General features: G+C 69.3%; 18 protein-coding genes. 8 read left to right on the top strand and 10 right to left on the bottom strand.

Going from position 1 to position 18,791, the window contains the following annotated elements; all coding sequences use genetic code 11:
• Positions 1–28: 28 nt before the first annotated feature.
• The 4 genes from ACFWXQ_RS00550 to ACFWXQ_RS00535 form a co-directional block, all read right to left on the bottom strand.
• Positions 29–1,081: a family 2 encapsulin nanocompartment cargo protein terpene cyclase gene (locus ACFWXQ_RS00550; RefSeq protein ID WP_383948157.1), complete on the bottom strand. Its 1,053-nt coding sequence runs from the start codon at positions 1,079–1,081 to the stop codon at positions 29–31.
• A complete protein-coding gene (locus tag ACFWXQ_RS00545; RefSeq protein ID WP_383948160.1) occupies positions 1,078–2,505 on the bottom strand; it encodes a family 2B encapsulin nanocompartment shell protein in 1,428 nt (475 codons plus the stop codon). The genes ACFWXQ_RS00550 and ACFWXQ_RS00545 overlap by 4 nt, the downstream gene beginning before the upstream one ends.
• A gap of 446 nt (positions 2,506–2,951) precedes the next feature.
• The gene (locus tag ACFWXQ_RS00540; protein WP_383948163.1) at positions 2,952–3,977 is read right to left on the bottom strand and encodes a zinc-binding dehydrogenase; all 1,026 of its coding nucleotides are present in this window, start codon (positions 3,975–3,977) and stop codon (positions 2,952–2,954) included.
• A gap of 89 nt (positions 3,978–4,066) precedes the next feature.
• Positions 4,067–4,891: an IclR family transcriptional regulator gene (locus tag ACFWXQ_RS00535; RefSeq protein ID WP_383948166.1), complete on the bottom strand. Its 825-nt coding sequence runs from the start codon at positions 4,889–4,891 to the stop codon at positions 4,067–4,069.
• A gap of 47 nt (positions 4,892–4,938) precedes the next feature.
• Between ACFWXQ_RS00535 and ACFWXQ_RS00530 the strand changes: the two genes are divergently transcribed.
• Entirely contained in the window at positions 4,939–6,654 is a 1,716-nt protein-coding gene (locus ACFWXQ_RS00530; protein WP_383948168.1) for a dihydroxy-acid dehydratase, read from the top strand.
• 177 nt (positions 6,655–6,831) lie between these two features.
• On the opposite strand, the gene ACFWXQ_RS00525 is transcribed toward ACFWXQ_RS00530, so the two are convergent.
• Together ACFWXQ_RS00525 and ACFWXQ_RS00520 are read right to left on the bottom strand one after the other, a co-directional pair.
• Entirely contained in the window at positions 6,832–7,338 is a 507-nt protein-coding gene (locus tag ACFWXQ_RS00525; protein WP_383948171.1) for an SRPBCC family protein, read from the bottom strand.
• A complete protein-coding gene (locus tag ACFWXQ_RS00520; protein WP_386267489.1) occupies positions 7,335–7,658 on the bottom strand; it encodes an ArsR/SmtB family transcription factor in 324 nt (107 codons plus the stop codon). The genes ACFWXQ_RS00525 and ACFWXQ_RS00520 overlap by 4 nt, the downstream gene beginning before the upstream one ends.
• Positions 7,659–7,861: 203 nt before the next feature.
• Here ACFWXQ_RS00520 and ACFWXQ_RS00515 point away from each other — a divergent pair, with 203 nt between their 5' ends.
• On the top strand, positions 7,862–8,467 hold the full coding sequence (locus tag ACFWXQ_RS00515) for an NUDIX domain-containing protein (RefSeq protein ID WP_383948177.1): 606 nt from the start codon (positions 7,862–7,864) through the stop codon (positions 8,465–8,467).
• Positions 8,468–8,517: 50 nt separating this feature from the next.
• Here ACFWXQ_RS00515 and ACFWXQ_RS00510 read toward each other — a convergent pair whose 3' ends face one another.
• Positions 8,518–8,925, bottom strand: coding sequence for a RidA family protein (locus ACFWXQ_RS00510; RefSeq protein ID WP_383948180.1), 408 nt, complete (start codon positions 8,923–8,925; stop codon positions 8,518–8,520).
• A gap of 143 nt (positions 8,926–9,068) precedes the next feature.
• Here ACFWXQ_RS00510 and ACFWXQ_RS00505 point away from each other — a divergent pair, with 143 nt between their 5' ends.
• From ACFWXQ_RS00505 to ACFWXQ_RS00495, 3 genes are all read left to right on the top strand, one after another.
• Entirely contained in the window at positions 9,069–9,449 is a 381-nt protein-coding gene (locus ACFWXQ_RS00505) for a winged helix-turn-helix transcriptional regulator (RefSeq protein ID WP_383948183.1), read from the top strand.
• A gap of 137 nt (positions 9,450–9,586) precedes the next feature.
• Positions 9,587–10,816, top strand: coding sequence for an FAD-dependent oxidoreductase (locus tag ACFWXQ_RS00500; protein WP_383948186.1), 1,230 nt, complete (start codon positions 9,587–9,589; stop codon positions 10,814–10,816).
• A gap of 179 nt (positions 10,817–10,995) precedes the next feature.
• A complete protein-coding gene (locus tag ACFWXQ_RS00495; protein WP_383948189.1) occupies positions 10,996–11,811 on the top strand; it encodes an SAM-dependent methyltransferase in 816 nt (271 codons plus the stop codon).
• Positions 11,812–11,833: 22 nt separating this feature from the next.
• On the opposite strand, the gene ACFWXQ_RS00490 is transcribed toward ACFWXQ_RS00495, so the two are convergent.
• Together ACFWXQ_RS00490 and ACFWXQ_RS00485 are read right to left on the bottom strand one after the other, a co-directional pair.
• The gene (locus tag ACFWXQ_RS00490) at positions 11,834–12,952 is read right to left on the bottom strand and encodes a hypothetical protein (protein ID WP_383948191.1); all 1,119 of its coding nucleotides are present in this window, start codon (positions 12,950–12,952) and stop codon (positions 11,834–11,836) included.
• Positions 12,953–13,113: 161 nt separating this feature from the next.
• Complete coding sequence (locus ACFWXQ_RS00485; protein WP_383948193.1) at positions 13,114–14,031, bottom strand: SMP-30/gluconolactonase/LRE family protein; 918 nt, start codon at positions 14,029–14,031, stop codon at positions 13,114–13,116.
• Positions 14,032–14,162: 131 nt separating this feature from the next.
• On the opposite strand from ACFWXQ_RS00485, the gene ACFWXQ_RS00480 reads away from it, so the two are divergent.
• From ACFWXQ_RS00480 to ACFWXQ_RS00470, 3 genes are all read left to right on the top strand, one after another.
• The gene (locus ACFWXQ_RS00480) at positions 14,163–14,600 is read left to right on the top strand and encodes an Lrp/AsnC family transcriptional regulator (RefSeq protein WP_383948207.1); all 438 of its coding nucleotides are present in this window, start codon (positions 14,163–14,165) and stop codon (positions 14,598–14,600) included.
• Between the two features lie 96 nt (positions 14,601–14,696).
• Complete coding sequence (locus ACFWXQ_RS00475; RefSeq protein WP_383948195.1) at positions 14,697–16,748, top strand: NAD(+) synthase; 2,052 nt, start codon at positions 14,697–14,699, stop codon at positions 16,746–16,748.
• A 125-nt stretch (positions 16,749–16,873) separates the two neighbouring features.
• On the top strand, positions 16,874–17,458 hold the full coding sequence (locus tag ACFWXQ_RS00470; RefSeq protein ID WP_383948198.1) for a cysteine hydrolase family protein: 585 nt from the start codon (positions 16,874–16,876) through the stop codon (positions 17,456–17,458).
• 31 nt (positions 17,459–17,489) lie between these two features.
• Here ACFWXQ_RS00470 and ACFWXQ_RS00465 read toward each other — a convergent pair whose 3' ends face one another.
• Entirely contained in the window at positions 17,490–18,431 is a 942-nt protein-coding gene (locus ACFWXQ_RS00465) for a TauD/TfdA dioxygenase family protein (RefSeq protein WP_383948201.1), read from the bottom strand.
• Between the last annotated feature and the right edge of the window lie 360 nt (positions 18,432–18,791).

Raw genomic sequence — 18,791 nt, 5'->3', positions numbered from 1 at the left:
GTGTGACGATGTGTCAGTTCCGCGTGCTTCACCAGTAGTTGGGCAGGTGGTAGCGGTGGGTGTTGGTGGCATGCCACTCGTGGTTGCCGGCCACCCAGTCGGACAGTCCCTGTGCGTACCGCTCGATCAGGGGTGAGGTGGCGGACAGGAGCGCCGACTCCTCCTCGAACGCCGCCATGATCCTGTTGTGGATCTCGACCGCCTTGAGATAGGCGGCCTTCAGACCGCGCCGCTCGTTCGCGGCGATGACCTGGGGCAGATTCAGATGGGTCGGATCGCTGGCCAGCTCCTTGGTGAAGGAGTACAGGTCGTTGACGATCGTGGTGGCGTTGCACGCGAGGGCGGTGATCCGCTGGATCTCGGGCCGCGCGTACACGGCCTCGGGCAGTTCGTAGCCGTCCACGGCGTCGACGATCGACAGACAGGGCCGGAAGTTGTTGAACTGCCGCATCACCAGGTACTCCCACACCTTGGGTACGTACCGGATCTCCGACCAGGCGGCCTCGCCGAGGTAGCCGAGGTGCAGTCGGGCGATGTCGTGCACGAACCTGTCGGTCTGACTGGGCGTGGCGAAGACGGCGTAGTCCCGCAGCGCGAAGTGATACGAGCGCAGCGGCCCGTCGGCCCGTACGCCGCGGCGCCACTCCTCCTCCAGCTCGGGAGTGCCGTGGTAGGGATCGAGTGCCGCCTGGGCCATGATCAGCCGGCCGCCCAGCCCACGTGGTGAGCCGCCCTTGCCCTCGTCCACCTCGCAGTAGAGGTTGTCGACGAGGTTCTCGGCGAGGAGCAACTTGCCTGCCGAGGTGAGGCGTTCGAGGTCGGCCGCGCCGGGATGCTGCAGGACGACGGCCCGGCCGAACTGGAAGCCCGAGAAGTCCCCCGTCCACGCCGCCGGAAACAGGTCCAGCCCGTGTGCCCACTCCTCCAGCCTGCGGTCGACCTCGGCGGCCTTGGCCGGGTCGGCGGGGGCGACGGGCCGGTACCGCAGCCCGGGGATCGCCCCGCCCCGCCGGGGCTTGCGGGCGAGGCTCGGCGGACCGGGCAGCCGCGACGGCGAACCGGAGTCCGACGGTGTGCTCATTCCGCGGTCCGCCCGACCTGGACGTTCTCCAGGATCCCCGCGGCATCGGGCACGAGGATGGCCATCGAGTAGTAGGCGGTGACGAGGTAACTCATGATCGCGGTGGAGTCGATGCCCATGAACCGCACGTTCAGTGCGGGCTCGAACTCCTCGGGAATGCCGGTCTGGTGCAGCCCGACGACCCCCTGGTCCTTCTCTCCGGTGCGCAGCGCGATGATGCTGCTGGTGTGCTGAGGACTGATCGGGATCTTGCCGCACGGAAAGAACGGAACACCCCGCCAGGAGGGCACCTCATGGCCCTCGACGTTCACCGTGCCGGGCACCAGGCCGCGCCGGTTGCACTGCCTGAAGAAGGCGGAGATCGCCTTCGGATGGGCCAGGAACAGCCGGGTCTTGCGGCGCATCGACAGCAGCTCGTCGAGGTCGTCCGGTGTGGGGGCACCGGAGTAGGTGCTGACGCGCTGTCCGTAGTCCACGTTGTGCAGCAGACCGAACTCGCGGTTGTTGACCAGCTCCCACTCCTGACGCTCGCGGATCTCCTGGACGGTCAGGCGCAGTTGCTGCTCGGTCTGGTCCATCGGGTGGTTGTAGAGGTCGGCGACCCTGGTGTGGACGCGCAGCACGGTCTGGGTGAGGGAGAGTTCGTACTCGCGCGGGACGAGGTCGTAGTCGACGAAGCCGCCGGCGAGGACCGGCTCGCCCACATGGCCCGCCTGTACGGGGACATCGGCCTCGCCCTTGCGGTTCATGGGTTTGCTCTGCTGCTGTGCGAACGCGTCCAACTGGGCGGCGAGGGACGGGGTGCGGTCCACGAACTGCCTCAGGGTGTCCCAGTTGAGGGCGAGGACAACGCCCGCGGTCTCGGCCCGCACCGAGCTGAGCCACAGGGGGTCGGCCTGGCCGATCGCCTCGTCCCCCATCCCGTCGCCGTCCGTGATGACGCCGGTGACCTCCTCCTCGCCGTACTTTCCGGTGGTGTAGCGGGTGAACCGGCCGTGGACGACCAGGTAGGCCTCCGTGACGGGCTGCCCGGCATCGAAGATGATCTGGCCGGCGCGCACCTCCCGCACCCGGAACCGGGAGGAGATCTCCTGGAGGGCCGCGGTGTCGGAGTAGCCGCGCAGGGCGGGGAGTTCGGTCAGGGTCTGGGGGATGACCTTGATGTCGTCGGCGCCGTTCTGCTCGAACTGCACCCGGCCCCGGCCGACACGGAGCTGGAGTCGCCGGTTCACCCGGTAGGTGCCGCCCTTGATGTCCACCCACGGCAGCATCTTGAGTAGCCATCGCGAGGTGATGGCCTGCATCTGCGGTTCGGACTTGGTGGTGGTGGCGAGCTGACGCGCCGCCTGGGTGCTGAGGCTGGTGAAGCGTTGCTCGTCGGTGGGCCCGGCGGCGCTTTCGGGCGAGCTTTCCGGGGCAGACACATTTCCTCCCAAGGCATGAGCGGACGTGAGGGGACGCGCACGAACATGGCTGAACAGGGTGGTGTCGGGGACATCGGGACTCGGGATGGGCGCGGACGGCTCAGACCTGACCCTCGGTCAGGGAGGCCGGGTGGGGGAACGCCCGGACGGCACCCTCGTGATGGTCCGGGGAACTTGGCAGCACGCGCTGCATGTCAAAGCCAAACAGCCACGGCCGCCACTCGGGAACCGCGCGCAAGGGGCGTGTTCACGCCCCGACGACGCCACTCCACGGCTCGAAGCAGCGCCTCGACGAGCGCGCACTCCCACGCCGGTCGAGTGCCCCCTCCCACCGGCGCGAAGGGCGCACGAACGCCTCGGAGCCCTGCAGAGGCTCCGAGGCGTTCGTGGGGTCGTGCCCTCGTCGTGGTGGGCCAGGCCAGGTTCAGGCCAGGTTCAGGCCAGGTTCAGGCGAGTCGAGGGTCGACATGGATCTTGGGCCCGGGCCCGGCGTCGGCCGGGCGGATACCGGCCAGGACATCACCGACCTGATCCAGGCCGACGGTCGCGGCGACGAGGGGGCTGGGGTCGACGGATCCGTCGGCGTAGGCGCGGATGGTGGCGTCGAGGCCGGGGGAGGCGGACAGGATGCCGACCGCCGTGACGTCCTTGAGCGCGAGGGTGCGGGTGTCGATCCGGCTCGGCTCACCGGCCAGTCCCACGAACACGACACGGCCGGCCGGCTCGACCAACTCCAAGGCCAGGCCGGGCAGTCGGACGGCGTTGGAGGCGTCGATCACCGCGTCGAACGGCAGGTCCGGGACGGAGTCCTCCGTCCAGACATGTGCGAAACCCAGCGTGCGGGCGAAGGCGAGAGACTCTTCCGTGCGGCCCATCAGATGCACCTCCGCACCGGCGGCTCGGGCGAACATGGCGACCAGCAGCCCGATGGTCCCCGGGCCCAGCACCAACGCCCGGTCACCGGGCCCCAGTTCGGCGGCCTGAGCGGCGCGCAGGGCGTTGCCGCCCGGCTCCACCAGCGCGCCGAGTACGGGACCGACGGAGTCGGGTAGAGCGTGCAACGAGGAGGCCGGTACCGCGAGTTGCTCCGCCAGAGCGCCCGGCCGCTGCCCGCGTATGCCGACCTCCTGCCGCTGCTCGCACACATGCTGGTGACCCCGGCGGCAACGGCGGCAGAGACCGCAGCCGAGCATGGTGTCGCCCATGACCCGCCTGCCGATCCAGGAGGGATCGACGCCGTCGCCGACCGCCGCCACGCGACCGGCCCACTCGTGGCCGATCCGCGTCGGGTAGGTGGAGTGGCCCTGGTGGAGGTAGGCCATCGCGCCGGTGAAGAACTCGACGTCGGTGCCGCACACACCGACCCGCTCGACATCGACGACGACCTCGCCGGGAACGGCCACCGGCGCCGGTACCTCCTGGACCGCGTACTTCCCGGGGCCGGTCAGTACGAAGGCGCGTATGAGGTGCACGATGTCAGTCTCCAATGGCGGGACGGCGAGGCTGGGGGGAGATGAGGGATCACTGGAGTCGGCTCGGACCATCGGCCCCGGTGGGTTGGTCACCGGTGCGGCTCTCCCAGCGGCCCGAGTACGGCACGGATCTCGTCGAGGGCGCCGACCAGGGTCTCCAGGGGTGTCCGGTAGGCCAGTGCGCTGATGCTCAGAGCGCCGGAGGGGGTTGTCGGCGAGGTCGCGTACACGGGCAGCGAGAGGCAGTTGACACCGGTCTCGTTCTCCTGGTCGTCGAGGCCGTAGCCGCGCTCGCGGGTGATCCGCAGTTCGCCGTGCAGGGCGGTGGCCGTGCACAGGGTCCGTGGAGTGCGGCGTGCCAGGGGTGTTGAGCCGATCCATGCCTCGACGTCGTCGAGTGTGCCCAACTGCTGGGCGAGCAGCAGCTTTCCGACGGCGGTGGTGTGCGCTGGGTTGCGGCCGCCCACCGTCGAGGTCAGGCGGACGGCTCCGGTGGGCGGGTCGACCTTGGCGCGGTAGACGACCTCGCGTCCGTCGAGGACCGCGTAGTGCGAGGTCTCGCCGAACCGGTGGGCCAGTGCTTCGAGCGCGGGACGGATGCGTACGTGCTCGGGGCGGGCCTCGTGGTGGGCGAAGGCCATCCGGAGGAACTCGTCGCCGAGCACATAACGCCCGCGGACGTCCTGGCTGGCCAGACCGGCCCGGCGCAGGGCACCGAGCGCCCGGTGCACCGTCGGCTTGGGACTGCCGATCACCCGCGTCAGCTCCTCAAGACCCACCCCGTCGGGATACCGGGCGAGTTCCCTGAGGACGGCCAGCACCCGGTCCGATCCCACAAGTCGGCTGCTGTCGGTGCCTGTTGAGCCGTCCGCGCCGAGGTCTGTCGATCCTTCGAACGCCTGCGTATGCTTCATGGCGTTCCAAAGATTAGACCTCTGTGTCGATTATTGGAAGGAGCTCCATGGTGACGCTCCGCAGCGCCCAGTGGTACGCGGGCCAGGACCGCAACGCCTACATCCACCGGGCGTGGATGCGCCGCGGTGTGCCCGGTGATGCCTTCGCCGGCCGCCCGCAGATCGCCATCGCCAACACCGCCTCGGACCTGACCCCCTGCAACGCGCACTTGAACGAGGTGGCGGCCTCGGTCCGCAACGGCGTCTACGAGGCCGGCGGCATCCCGCTCGACCTGCCCGTGGTGTCGCTGGGCGAGACACAGGTGCGGCCCACGGCGATGCTCTGGCGCAACATGGCGGCGATGGCCACGGAGGAGATGCTGCGGGCCAACCCCATCGACGGCGTCGTCCTGTTGGGAGGATGCGACAAGACGATCCCGTCGCTGCTGATGGCCGCCGCCTCGGTGGACCTGCCCGCCGTCGTCGTGCCCGGCGGCCCGATGCTCACCGGCACCTTCCGCGGTACGCCGCTGGGCTGCGGCACGGACGTATGGCGGCTGTCGGAGGAGGTCAGGGCGGGCACGCTCTCCCAGGAGCAGTTCACCCGCTCCGAGTCGGCGATGATCCGCAGCCGCGGGCACTGCAACACCATGGGAACGGCCTCCACCATGGCGTTGGTGGCCGAGGCGCTCGGCACGGTCGTGCCGGGTGTGGCCGGCACTCCCGCCCCCGACAGCCGACTGCTGGAGGCCGCGCACGGCACGGGCCGGCTGGCGGTGGACATGGTCGCCGCCGACCGACGGCCGGGGACCTTCCTGACCAAGGCGTCCTTCCACAACGCCATCGTCGCGCTGGCCGCGATCGGCGGCTCGACCAACGCGGTCGTCCATCTCCTGGCGATCGCGGGGCGGTTGGGGATCGACCTGTCGCTCGACGACTTCGACCGCGTCGGCTCCCGGGTGCCGGTCCTGGTCGACCTCCAGCCGGCGGGGCGCTTCCTCATGGAGGACTTCCACCGCGCCGGAGGCCTGTCCGCAGTCCTGCGCGAGGTACGCGACCTGCTCGACCCGGAGGCGCTCACGGTCACCGGCGAACGGCTGGTGGACCATCTCGACGACGCGCCGATCTGGGACGGCGAGGTCATCCGCACCCGCGCCGAGCCGCTGGTCGCCGAGGGCGGCATCGCCGTGCTCCGCGGCAACCTCGCTCCGGACGGGGCGCTCATCAAGCCCGCCGCGGCCTCCGCGCACCTGCTGCGCCATCGCGGCCGGGCGGTCGTCTTCGACTCGATCGAGGACTTCCACGCCCGCATCGACGACCCGGATCTCGACGTCGACGCCGACTCGGTACTCGTACTGCGCGGCTGCGGCCCCAAGGGCTACCCGGGCATGCCCGAGGTGGCGAACATGCCGCTCCCGAAGAAGCTCCTCGAACAGGGCGTCCGCGACATGGTCCGCGTCTGCGACGGCCGCATGAGCGGCACGGCGTACGGCACCGTCGTCCTGCACGTGGCCCCGGAGGCCGCAGCCGGCGGCCCGCTCGCCCTCGCTCGTACGGGGGACATCATCAGCCTCGACGTCCCGGCCCGCCGCATCGACCTCGACGTACCGGCCGACGAACTGGCCCGCAGGACCCCCACCAAGGCCACCGTCACGGGTTTCGCGAGCCCTCGGCGCGGCTGGGAACGCCTCTACGTCGACCACGTCCTGCAGGCCGACACTGGCGCGGACCTGGACTTCCTCGTCGGCTCCAGCGGCTCGGAGGTGAGCCGCGAATCGCACTGACCGCCGTCCGCACGGCCCGACCACCAGCCCGCCGGATCGGCCGCCCCGAGGAAGCGGCCGAACTCGTGGCGTTCCTGTCCTCCGACCGGGGCAGCTTCTCCACGGGAGCCATCTACGACATCAGCGGCGGAACGGCGACCTACTGACAGCCGAGAACCTCGGAACCCCCACCCGTCCTCACTCAGGGTCCTGATCGGCCAAGGACTCGAAGTAGGCCTGTTGCGAGGGGTAGTAGTCGTCGAAGTCCGGCGCCGGAGTGCCGTCGCGCGAGGCGACGAGCATGTCGAGGTAGTACTCCCAGCCCGGTCCGATGTCGCCGACTCCCTTCGTGGTCGCGAGGTGATGGACGAACTCCAGCTCCGTCGTCCCGGCCGACTCGGACAGCCGCAGCTCCATGCGCCAGTCGCCCGCTTCGTCGGACGTGGAGACGGCAAGGTGCCGAGGCGGCTCGCACGTGTCGATGCGCACCTCGGTCCACGCCTCGCCTTCTTCGAACGCCATCCGGACCCGGATGGTACGACCCGGCGCCGCGTCCCCTTCCCAGGGGCCGAACCACCGCGCCGTGCGCTCCGATTCGGTGACGCTCGCCCAGACGTCGTCGATGGGTGCCCGGAAGGTACGGGTCAGGATCAGGTCGGTGCCGTCGGCGGTGGGCCTGAGCCGGCCGCTGGGTACTGGTTTCATGCGGTGTCCTCCGTAGGTTCTCCACGTTCTCCAAGTGCTGCCCTGCGACGCATGGACCTCTCACGGCGGGTGCGACGAACCTCTGTCTCAAGGGCATCCAGGCGCTGATCCCAGCCGCCCGGCGAGCGAACCAGAGCAACCCACTCGGCGACCTCCGCCAAGGGCGCCGCATCGAGCCGGTAGATCCGCCGCCTCCCCACCAACTCGTCCCGAACCAGCCCGCACTCCCGCAACACCCGCAGATGCCGACTGACCGCCGGCCGACTGATGGTGAAGCACCGTGCAATCTCCCCCACCGTGAGCGCGGCCCCACGCAACATGACCAGAATGTCCCTACGCACGGGATCGGCTATCGCGTGAGCCACGGCATCCATGCCAGAAAGCGTAACCCTTCAGTTACGGGTTTGCTTCCAGCGTGCGCGCCTCGGACGACTGCTCCGGGGCGCCACCGCTGCCCCGGCGCCCCTTCGCGGTCTACTCGACTGCCTTCGTGGCACCGCGGCTTCTTGGCATCATGAGTCCGGTGAATGCGACTGATGCTTCAGGCAGGGTTGACCAGCTTCTCCGTGCGCGGCTGACCAGCCTGCTGGAGGGTGTTCGTCCCTGGGACGAGCTGGAGCGTGTTCATCTTGCCGAGGCCGTGGGCTGGATCGCCGGTGGAGCTCCGCTCTGTCGGGTGCGGAAACCCGATGTCCCGGACGTTCATCTGGTCAGCTACTTCGTGGTCCTGGACGAGGAGCGCGGTGAGCTCCTGCTGGTCGCCCACCGGAAGGCCGGTCTTTGGCTTCCCAGTGGTGGTCATGTCGAGCCGATGGAGGACCCGTGGGACACGGTGGTGCGTGAGTGCCGTGAGGAACTGCGCATCGAGGCCGTCCCGTCGGCGGTGGCCGGTGGTGAGCCGTTCTTCCTGACCATCACGCAAACCCGCGGGCAGGGACGGCACACTGACGTGTCGCTCTGGTACGTCCTGCAGGCAGAGGCCGACAGTGTCGTCACCTTCGACGAGGGTGAATTCTCGGCGATCAAGTGGCTGTCCCTGGCGCAGGTCCTCGCCGGGCCGGAGGACACTCTCGACCCCCACAAGCACAGGTTCACCCGCAAGCTCATGGCCGCCTGTGACTGCTTTTGAGCTGTCGTACGGGGAGGCGAAGTGCGATGGCGGAACGTCCGTTGAGTGGATCAGTCGATGATCGCCGTGGCTTCCACCTCGACCAGGAGGTCGGGTGCGGCCAGGGCGGCGACTCCCACCCCGGTGAGCGGTGCGGCAGGGGTGACTCCCAGCTTCGCGGCGGCGCGGGCGAGGCCCTCCGCGTACAGGGGCATCTTGTCGGGGGTCCAGTCGACGAGGTAGACGGTCAGTTTCACGACGTCGTCGAAGGAGGCGCCGACCTCGGCCAGGGCCGTGCCGACGTTGAGGTAACACTGCTCGACCTGGGCGGCGAAGTCACCCTCGCCGACCGTGACCCCGTCGGCGTCCCAGGCGACCTGCCCGGCGAGGAAGACCATCCTCGACCCCGTGGCGACCGACACCTGCCGGTAGAGGTCCACCTTCGCCAGTCCTTCGGGGTTCACCAGAGTGATGGCCATGCTGACTCCTTGCTCAGAGCCCACGCGCTGAGGGCTCGTTTCCGTCGAACCACGGTTCCCGTGGTCTCTTGTGGTTACTGGGAAACCGTAGGAGAGTGTGCGCTGACATGGAAGAACGCACTTTTCAGTGACTGGGGAACCTTATGGTGACCAAGCAGTACAGCGACTCGCCCGACGGCGCGGACCTGAGGCGCGCGGACTCTCTGGGGCGGGAGATCTTCTCGGACGTCGCCAACAAATGGGCCCTCCTGATCATCGAGTCCCTCGGTGAGCGCACCTTGCGTTTCAGCGAGCTGCGGGACGAGGTCGAGGGCATCAGCCACAAGATGCTCACGCAGAACCTGCGCATGCTGGAGCGCAACGGCCTGGTCGACCGGAAGGTGCACCCCACCGTGCCCCCGCGGGTCGAGTACACCCTCACCGAGCCGGGCCAGGGCCTCCGGGCGACGGTGGACGGAATGTGTGAATGGACCCACCGGCACTTCGGTCACATCGAGGCCTCCCGCCGCAGCTTCGACGGTTGACCCCAACTGCCTTGCCTGTCAGGAACTGTCTTGCCTGTCAGGCAATTTGACGGTCCGGCATTGGCTCTGGCGGCAGGAATCACCTACTCTCGAAAATACCTACGGGGGTATCACGTGGAGATCGTGAGGAGTCCTTCATGCCATCCATGTCCTCCGCCCGCCGTTCCGTTCGCAGGCGTCACCAGGTGCTGATCGTCGGAGGCGGAACCGCCGGTATCACGGTCGCCGCCCGCTTACGTCGAGCCGGTGTCAGCGACGTCGCGGTGCTCGAACCGGCGAGCACCCACTGGTACCAGCCGCTGTGGACCCTGGTCGGCGGCGGTCAGGCCCCGCTGGACATCACCCGCCGCCCCGAAGCCTCCGTGATGCCCAGGCGGGTGTGCTGGATCCGCGAGGCCGCCGCATCCGTCGACCCCGAGGCGCGGACGGTCACCACCACCGAGCACCGCACCATCGGGTACGACCACCTGGTGCTGGCTCCCGGTCTCCAGCTGGACTGGGACGCGGTCCCCGGCCTGGACACCGCTGTCGGACACGGGGCTGTCTCCAGCAACTACTCCTTCGAGCATGCCCCGTACACCTGGGAACTGATTCGTGGCCTGCGCTCGGGCACCGCGGTCTTCACCCAGCCCGGCGGACCGGTCAAGTGCGGCGGCGCCCCGCAGAAGATCGCCTACCTGGCCGCCGACCACTGGCGCAGGCAGGGAGTTCTGGACCGTATCCGAGTGGTCCTCATCCTGCCCACGGACTCCATGTTCGGCGTACCGGTGTGGCGCCGGGCCCTGGAGCGCGTCGCCGAGCGCTACGGCATCGAGGTGCGACTGAGCTCGGAGATGACGGCTCTCGACGGCACTGCCCGCCGACTGACCGTGACCGATCACTCCACGGGAGACCAGGAGACCCTCGGCTTCGATCTGCTCCACGCCGTCCCGCCGCAGAGTGCCCCCGACTGGGTCAAGCGCGGTCCGCTCGCCGATCCCACGAGTCCGTACGGCTATGTGGAGGTCGACAAGTACACCCTCCAACACCCGCGCCACCGCAATGTCTTCGCCCTGGGTGACGTCGCGAACCTGCCCACCTCCAAGACCGGTGCCGCAATCCGCAAGCAGGCGCCCGTCGTGGTCGCCAACCTGCTGGCCGAGGCCAAGGGTGAGTGCGGTGAACTGCGCCGCTACGACGGCTACACCTCCTGCCCGTTGGTCACGGCCCGCGACAGGATGCTGCTCGCCGAGTTCGACTACGACCAGCGCTCCGCCCCCAGCATCCCCCTGGTCGACACCACCAAGGAGCGCCGGGACATGTGGCTGCTCAAGCGCTACGGCCTGCCGGCCCTGTACTGGCACGGGATGCTCAAAGGCCTTGCGTAGAAGGCCGGGTGTTCCGAGCCCCGCCCAGCCGCTACATGAAACTCGCAACACGAGACCCGCTCCAGGAAACCCACCGCTCGCACCTGTGGGATAAGTGAACTGGTGTACGTACCAGGCCAGTTGGGACGTACGTTGTGCGGTGAACCATCCATGCCTCGGCCGAGAGACGGGCTGCACTCATGACCGACCACGCGACGACGCCCGGACCCGAGGCGCATCAGGAGATCGACACCTCGGTGCCGCACTCGGCGCGGATCTGGAACTACTGGCTGGGCGGCAAGGACAACTACCCCGTGGACAAGGAGGCCGGCGACGCGTACACCGCCGTCTTCCCCGGCATCGTGACCATTGCCCGCAGCAGTCGCGCCTTTCTGCGCCGCAACATCACGTACCTGGTCGCCGAGGCGGGCATCCGGCAGTTCCTGGACGTCGGAACCGGCCTGCCGACCGCCGACAACACCCATGAGGTCGCCCAGCGCATCGCGCCGGAGTCCAGGATCGTCTACGTCGACAACGACCCGCTGGTCATCGCCCACGCCCGCGACCTGCTCCACTCCACGCCGGAGGGGGCGACCGCCTTCGTCGACGCCGACGTACTGGACCCGGAGCGCATCCTGGCGGCCGCCGCCGGGACGCTGGACCTCACCCGCCCCACCGCGCTCGTCCTCAGCAACATCCTGGGTCACGTCGCCGACCACGACCAGGCGTGCTCCATCGTGACCCGCCTCATGGACGCGCTGCCCTCCGGCAGCCACCTCTCCATCAACGACGGTTCGCGGGGGATCGACCCGGTCTTCGAGCAGGCCCAGGACGCCTACAACGAGAGTGGGGCCATCCCGTACAACCTGCGCACCGTCGACGAGATCACGGCGTACTTCGACGGCCTGGAGCTCATGGAGCCCGGGGTCGTCTCGGTCCCCCTCTGGCGCCCGGACCCCGCCTCCGCCGTCCCGGAACCCGTCGGCGAGCACGGCGGACTCGCCCGCAAGCCGTGACCGCCGGCCGTACGGGCGTGCCTCAGGGGCCGAAGTGCTCCATACGTGCCTGGGCGGGCGGGTAGGGGGAGGAAGAGGTCGTGCCGACGGACCAGTACTCGCCGGTGCCGGGGATCCGGGCGAGAGCGTTGGGCACGACCGGCGTCGTCGAGAGCGGTCCGCGTTCGCTCACCCAGGCCGTGCCGTCCCAGCGCAGATAGTGCGCCCGCGTCTGGTCCCAGAAGTCCCAGCCGGCGATACGGTCCGGCCGCCCCTGGTCGTCGCTGGTGATGCCGCTGAGCAGGCCGACGGTGAACGGCGGGGTGACATAGCTCCAAGTGGTGCCGTCCCAGTGCCGCAGGACGCAGCTCGGAGGCTTTCCGGGCGGCCCGCCGACTCCGTAGTCGTAGCCGGTGAGCCAGACGTCGTTGTCGGCGCAGGCGAGAAGCCCGGTGACACCGAAGCGGAACCCTGTGGGCGGCGGCAGTTCGGTCCACGCTCCGTCCCAGCGAGCGACGACACCGGTTCCGTACACCCATATCTCGCCATCCGGTGTGCGGTGGACGCCGGACGGCGCCTCGGTCGCCGTGCTCGGCAGCAGCGCGCACCAGCGCCACTCCCGCTTGTTCCAGTGCAGCAACCCCTGCCCGTCACTGTTGCGGCCGGAGACCCAGGCCCGCCCGTCGGGGGCGACCGTCACGCCGGTGAGTTCGGTCCCCGTGTCCTCGTACCCCGGGTACGCCACCTCCTGCCAGGTGACGCCGTCCCAGGCCAGAAGGTGTCCGTGGCCGGAGGTGTCGGTGCCGACGGCCCACGCCGCGTCGGAGGAGATGCCCGCGACGGAGTGCAGTTGTCCGGAGAACGCCAGATGGTTCACGCCGGTCCGTGTCCACGCCGTACCGTCCCAGGCCATCGCCAGGGGCCTGCCCCGTGTGGAGCCGTTCCGGCCCTCCTCGCCCACGGCCCATGCGAGCTCGGGCGCGGCGGCAGCCACGTCCAGGAGCTGCGCGGCCTCCTGCCCGTTCGGTACGGGCACGGGCTGCCAGCCCGGGGGAAACGCGGCGGCGGAGCTGCGGGCGGCCGCGAACGGCCCGGCCGCCGTGGTCAGCCCGAACCCTGCCGCGGTGCCGATCAATCCACTGACGAAGTGCCGTCTTCGCACGGGAACTTCCCTTCTTGTGCGGAGTAGGGAGGATCCACCGTTGGGCAGTACGCCGAAGAGGTCAATGCACGGAGGTGAGCATCTCGCGGCCCGTCGAGAATCGGCCGAAACACCCCGGCCGACGCTCGGGAGTAATGGTGCCGGGAAGCCCCGTACGGCCCTCACCGCACCCGGGGCAGGCCTGTCACGGACATCATGAGTGAGTAGAGCGAGGTCGTGGCCGTGATGAAGAGCCGGTTGTTCTTCGGGCCGCCGAAGGCGATGTTGGAGACCGGCTCGGGCACGCGCAGTCGTCCGATGAGCGTGCCGTCGGGGTCGTAGCAGTGCACGCCCTCGTCGAACGCGGCGGCCCACAGCCGTCCTTCGTCGTCGAAGCGGATGTTGTCGAAGCCGCCCTCGGTGTGCTGGGCGAAGACCTTGCCGTCCGAGGGGGTGCGATCCTCGTGCACGTCGAAGACGCGGATCTGTCCGGCCTTCGTGTCGGCGACGTACAACTGCCGTTCGTCCGCCGAGAAGACCAGGCCGTTCGGTCCGCCGAAACCGTCCGCGACCCGGTGGACCGCGCCGGTCACGGGGTCGATCCGATAGACGTCGCAGCTGCCGATCTCGCTCTCGGCGCGGAACCCCTCGTAGTCGCTGGTGATCCCGAAGTCCGGGTCCGTGAACCAGACGGAGCCGTCGGAGCGTACGACCGCGTCGTTCGGGCTGTTGAACCGCTTGCCCTCGAAGCGGTCGGCGAGCACGGTGACGCGGCCGTCGTGCTCGGTGCGGGTGACCCGGCGGTTGCCCTGCTCGCAGCTCACCAGCCGGCCCTCGCGGTCGAGTGTGTTGCCGTTGACGTGCCCGGCGGGGGAGCGGAAGACCCCGATCGCGCCCGTGGCCTCGTCCCAGCGCAGCAGGCGGTCGTTGGGAATGTCGCTCCAGATCAGCTGCCGCCAGGCGGGCAGATAGAGCGGCCCCTCGGCCCAGCGGCAGTCGGAGTGCAACCGCTCCAGCCGTGCGTCGCCGTTCGCGCACCGCCCGGTGCGAAAGCGCTCATCCAGGACCTCGTACAGATTGTTGAGAATCTCGCCGGGCATGGCCAACCTCTCTCCGCGCGAATCTGAGCGTCATACGGTTCCGAACGGCACACCGATCTGAACACCATTCGCTGGGATCATAATATGACCGAACCAGATATGGTGGAGGCATGGGGATGGTCAACGGGATCGTGGACGACGTCGACAGGGCGCTGATCGCGGAGCTGCAGCGCGACGCCGGACAGGCCTACGCGTTGCTCGGCAGGGCGGTCGGCCTGTCGGCGGGCGCCGCTCATGACCGCGTACGTAAGCTCCGTGAACGCGGCGTGATCCGCCGCACGACCGTGGAGGTCGACCCGGCCGCCCTCGGGCAGGGCGTGCTCGCCTTCGTCATGGTCGACTCGTCGGCCTGGATGGGGGAGGCGTCCGAATCCTTCGCCGCCATCCCCGAGATCCAGGAAGCCCACGTCATCGCGGGCACGGCCTCCGTCCTCGTGAAGGTGCGCACGGCCACCACGGAGCAGTTGCAGGACGTCCTGCGGCGGCTCTACGCGATCGAGGGCGTGAACGGGACGCAGGCTACGGTCGTGCTGGAGACGTTCTTCGAACGGCCGGTCCGCGCCGACTGATGTTGCTGGGCCGATGGAGTCGGGTGCCAGGAGGCAGCCGGGGGCCGGGAGGCGCTCCATCGTGAAACTGCTTGCTGGAAAGGGCACTTCGAAATCGTGAATCTTTGGTCGATCTACCAGCACGGCTTCGCGCGGATCGCCGCGTGCACCGGCCATGCGGCCATCGCCGACCCGCCCGCCAACGCGGAGGCGGTCCTGCGACAGGGCCGCCGATGCGCGCAGGAGGGGGTCGCCGTCGCCGTGTTCCCCGAACTCTGCCTGTCCGGCTACTCGATCGAGGACCTGCTGCTGCAGGACGCGCTGCTCGACGAGGTCGAGGCGGCGCTCCAGACCGTGGTCGCAGGGTCGGCGGACCTGCTGACCGTGCTCGTCGTCGGCGCCCCGCTGCGCCATCGCCACCGCATCTACAACTGCGCGGTGATGGTGCACCGCGGCCGGATCCTCGGAGTAGCGCCCAAGTCCTACCTGCCGAACTACCGCGAGTTCTACGAGAAGCGGCAGATCGCCGCGGGCGACGACGAGCGCGGCGGGACGATCCGGGTCGGCGGCGAGACCGTGCCGTTCGGCACGGACCTGCTCTTCGCGGCTGAGGACGTCCCGGGTCTGGTGCTGCACGCGGAGATCTGCGAGGACATGTGGGTGCCGGTGCCCCCGAGCGCGGAGGCGGCGCTCGCCGGAGCCACCGTCCTCCTCAACCTCTCGGGCAGCCCCATCACGGTCGGGCGGGCCGAGGACCGGCGGCTGCTGTGCCGTGCCGCGTCCGCCCGCTGCCTCGCCGCTTACGTCTACGCGGCGGCCGGACTGGGCGAGTCGTCCACCGACCTGTCCTGGGACGGCCAGACCATGATCTACGAGAACGGTGAGCTGCTGGCCGAGACCGACCGGTTCCCGCTCGACGACCAGTACGCGGTGGCGGACATCGACCTCGACCTGCTGCGGCAGGCCCGCCACCGGATGGGCACGTTCGACGACAACCGCCGCACCCACGCCGCGCGCACCAGCGGCTTCCGGTCCGTGTCGTTCCGGCTCGACCCGCCCGCGACCGACCTCGGACTGCGCCGCCGGGTCGAGCGGTTCCCGTTCGTGCCGGCCGACCCCAGCCGCCTCGCCCAGGACTGCTACGAGGCGTACAACATCCAGGTCACGGCTCTGCAGCAGCGCCTGGCGGCCATCGGCGGCCCGAAGGTCGTCATCGGAGTGTCGGGTGGCCTCGACTCCACGCACGCGCTGATCGTCGCCGCCCGGGCCATGGACCGCGCGGGCCGCCCGCGCAGCGACATCCTGGCCTTCACACTGCCCGGTTTCGCGACCAGCGAGGGCACCAAGGGCAACGCGCACAAGCTGATGCGTTCGCTCGGCGTCACCGCCGCCGAGCTGGACATCACGCCGACGGCCCGGCTCATGCTCCAGGAGATCGAGCACCCGTTCTCCTCCGGTGAGCCGGTGTACGACGTGACCTTCGAGAACGTGCAGGCCGGGCTGCGCACCGACTACCTGTTCCGGCTGGCCAACCAGCGTGGGGGCATCGTGCTCGGCACCGGCGACCTGTCCGAGCTGGCCCTCGGCTGGTGCACCTATGGCGTCGGCGACCAGATGAGCCACTACAACGTCAACTCCGGTGTCCCGAAGACACTCATCCAGCACCTGATCCGATGGGTCATCAGCAGCGGCCAGTTCGAGGAGGAGACCAACGAGACGCTGGCCGCGATCCTCGACACGGAGATCAGCCCGGAGCTCGTGCCGGGAGAGGAACTGCAGTCCACCGAGTCCAAGATCGGCCCGTACGCGCTGCACGACTTCACCCTCTTCCACATCCTGCGCCACGGCTTCCGGCCGTCGAAGATCGGCTTCCTCGCCTGGCACGCCTGGCACGACCAGGGCGCCGGTGTGTGGCCGCCCGGATTCCCCGAGGCCAAGCGGACGGCGTACGACCTGCCGGAGATCCGCCACTGGCTGGAGACCTTCTGCCGCCGCTTCTTCGGCTTCGCACAGTTCAAGCGCTCAGCCATGCCGAACGGTCCGAAGGTCCTGGCCGGCGGCTCCCTCTCCCCTCGCGGCGACTGGCGCGCCCCGTCGGACAGCACGGCGGCAGTCTGGCTCAGGGACCTGTCCCGCTGGGACGCGGCGCGGGAACCGGAAGGGGAGTAGACGAACCTCGGAATCGCGGACAGAGCCCCGGAATCGCGGACAGAGACCCGGAATCGCCCACCATGGCCCGGTCGATTGCCCAGACTTGCTCTTGATTCCACTGAAGAGCAGAAGGGACCGCGCGCATGGCCAACACCGCTCTCCTCGTGATGGACGTCCAACAGGTCATCGTCGACATCGCCGACGACGGCTCCGGATATCTGTCACGCCTGCGCCGGGCGATCGACGGCGCCCATGCGGCGGGCATTCCCGTGATCTACGTGGTCATCGGGTTACGGCGGGGGCAGCCCGAAGTCAGCCCGCGCAACAGGGTGCTCACCGCCGCCGTGGAGGCCGGCCTCTTCAGGGAGGGGGACCCCGGCACCGAGATCCACCACGATGTCGCTCCTAAGAAGGGCGACATCGTGGTCACCAAGCGGCGGGGGAGCGCGTTCTCGGGCAGCGACCTAGACCTGGTGCTCAGGGCTCGCGGTATCGACAGCCTTGTGCTCACCGGCATCGCGACGAGTGCTGTCGTGCTGTACACCCTGTGCCAGGCCAACGACCTGGACTTCGGGCTGACCGTCCTGTCGGACGCCTGCCTGGACACCGACCCCGAGGTGCACAGGTTCCTCACCGAGAAGCTGTTCCCTCAGTGGGCGGATGTCGTCGCCGTCGAGGAGTGGCTCAATGCTCTCGCACCGGGACAGGAACCTGTGTCCGAGGGATGAGGGACGAGCCCGTCGCTGCCGAGTGGTGAGGCTACGCGTACGGCCGGTCGCCCGCGATGGCGACCCGTTCCGCGACCCGGGGGTGCGGGGCGTAGTCGTTCACCGCGTAGTGCTGGGTCGCGCGGTTGTCCCAGAAGGCGACGTCGCCCGGCTGCCACTGGAACCGCACCTGGTACTCCGGGACATGGGCCTGCTGCGTGAGGTAGCGCAGCAGGCGGTCGCTGTCCTCGCGGTCCATGCCGGTGATCCGGGTGGTGAACGAGGTGTTGACGAAGAGCAGTCGCCGTCCCGTCTCGGGGTGGGTGCGCACCACCGGATGCTCCACGGGCGGAAAGACGTCCTGGAGCGGTACGAGCCGCTCGGGCGGGTAGAAGCGGGCGAACCCGGGGATGAAGTCGTGCACGGCGGTGGCCCCGTCGACGCGGTCCTTCACCTCCTGCGGCAGATTGTCGTAGGCGGCGGCCATGTCGGCCCACATGGTGTCCCCGCCGAGCGGCGGGACCTCGTGCAGCTGGAGCACGGCGCCGAGCGCGGGCCGCTCCCGGAAGGTCACGTCGGCGTGCCACACGTTCTCGAAGGTGGGTGCGGATCCACTGCCCTTGTCGAAGCGGACGACATCCTCACTGGAACCCTGGGCGAGCAGCGGGTTGGTCTCCAACTCCCCCCACTGCCGGGCGAAGTCACGCTGCTGCGCGGATGTCAGCCGCTGGCCGCGGAAGAACAGCACCTTCCACTCCAGCAGTGCCCGGTTCACCTCCTCGCGCAGCGCGTCCCCCAACGGCCGCGCGAGGCTGAGGCCCCGTATCTCCGCCCCGATCGTGCGTCCTTGGGGCACCACCTCGAAGTGTTCGTACGGCCGCTCCTCCCACCCCTCCGGCAGACGGCGCAGGACACGCGCGCCCTCGTACATCCCGCCCTCGGGTACGCGGGCCTCGCGCAGTGCGGGCTGTGGTCCGGCGCTCATGACAGTCATGGCTTCCAACTCCTCATGCGGGTACTTCCGATGGCAGACGCCAGGTTGCTCGGGAGATGTGCCCTCGCCTGCCGTGAACGGAGGAGTTCAGCGACACGGTGCGAACGTGCACCGGGAGTCGTCCGGGCCATGAGGAAGTGGGAGTCGGTCAGGACCGTGAGGAAGGAAGACCGGCACTGTCAGGGCGGGGGCGCGGCGAGCGACGGCTCGACAGCTGCCCGGCTAGCGGCCTGAGCGCTCGCACCCGGTCCGATCTGGGACGCGCAGTGGCCCCGTCGTGTCGAACCAGTGTCCGGTCATACCGATGAGTGTGTGAGTTCCGCCGGGCAGTGTCAACATGGCTTCGCGCGTGGGCCTGGT

Source organism: Streptomyces sp. NPDC058697, assembly GCF_042715345.1.
Classification (GTDB): Bacteria; Actinomycetota; Actinomycetes; order Streptomycetales; family Streptomycetaceae; genus Streptomyces; species Streptomyces liliifuscus.
The sequence above is the reverse complement of the archived record's forward strand: the minus strand, read 5'-3'. Positions and strand labels throughout refer to the sequence as shown.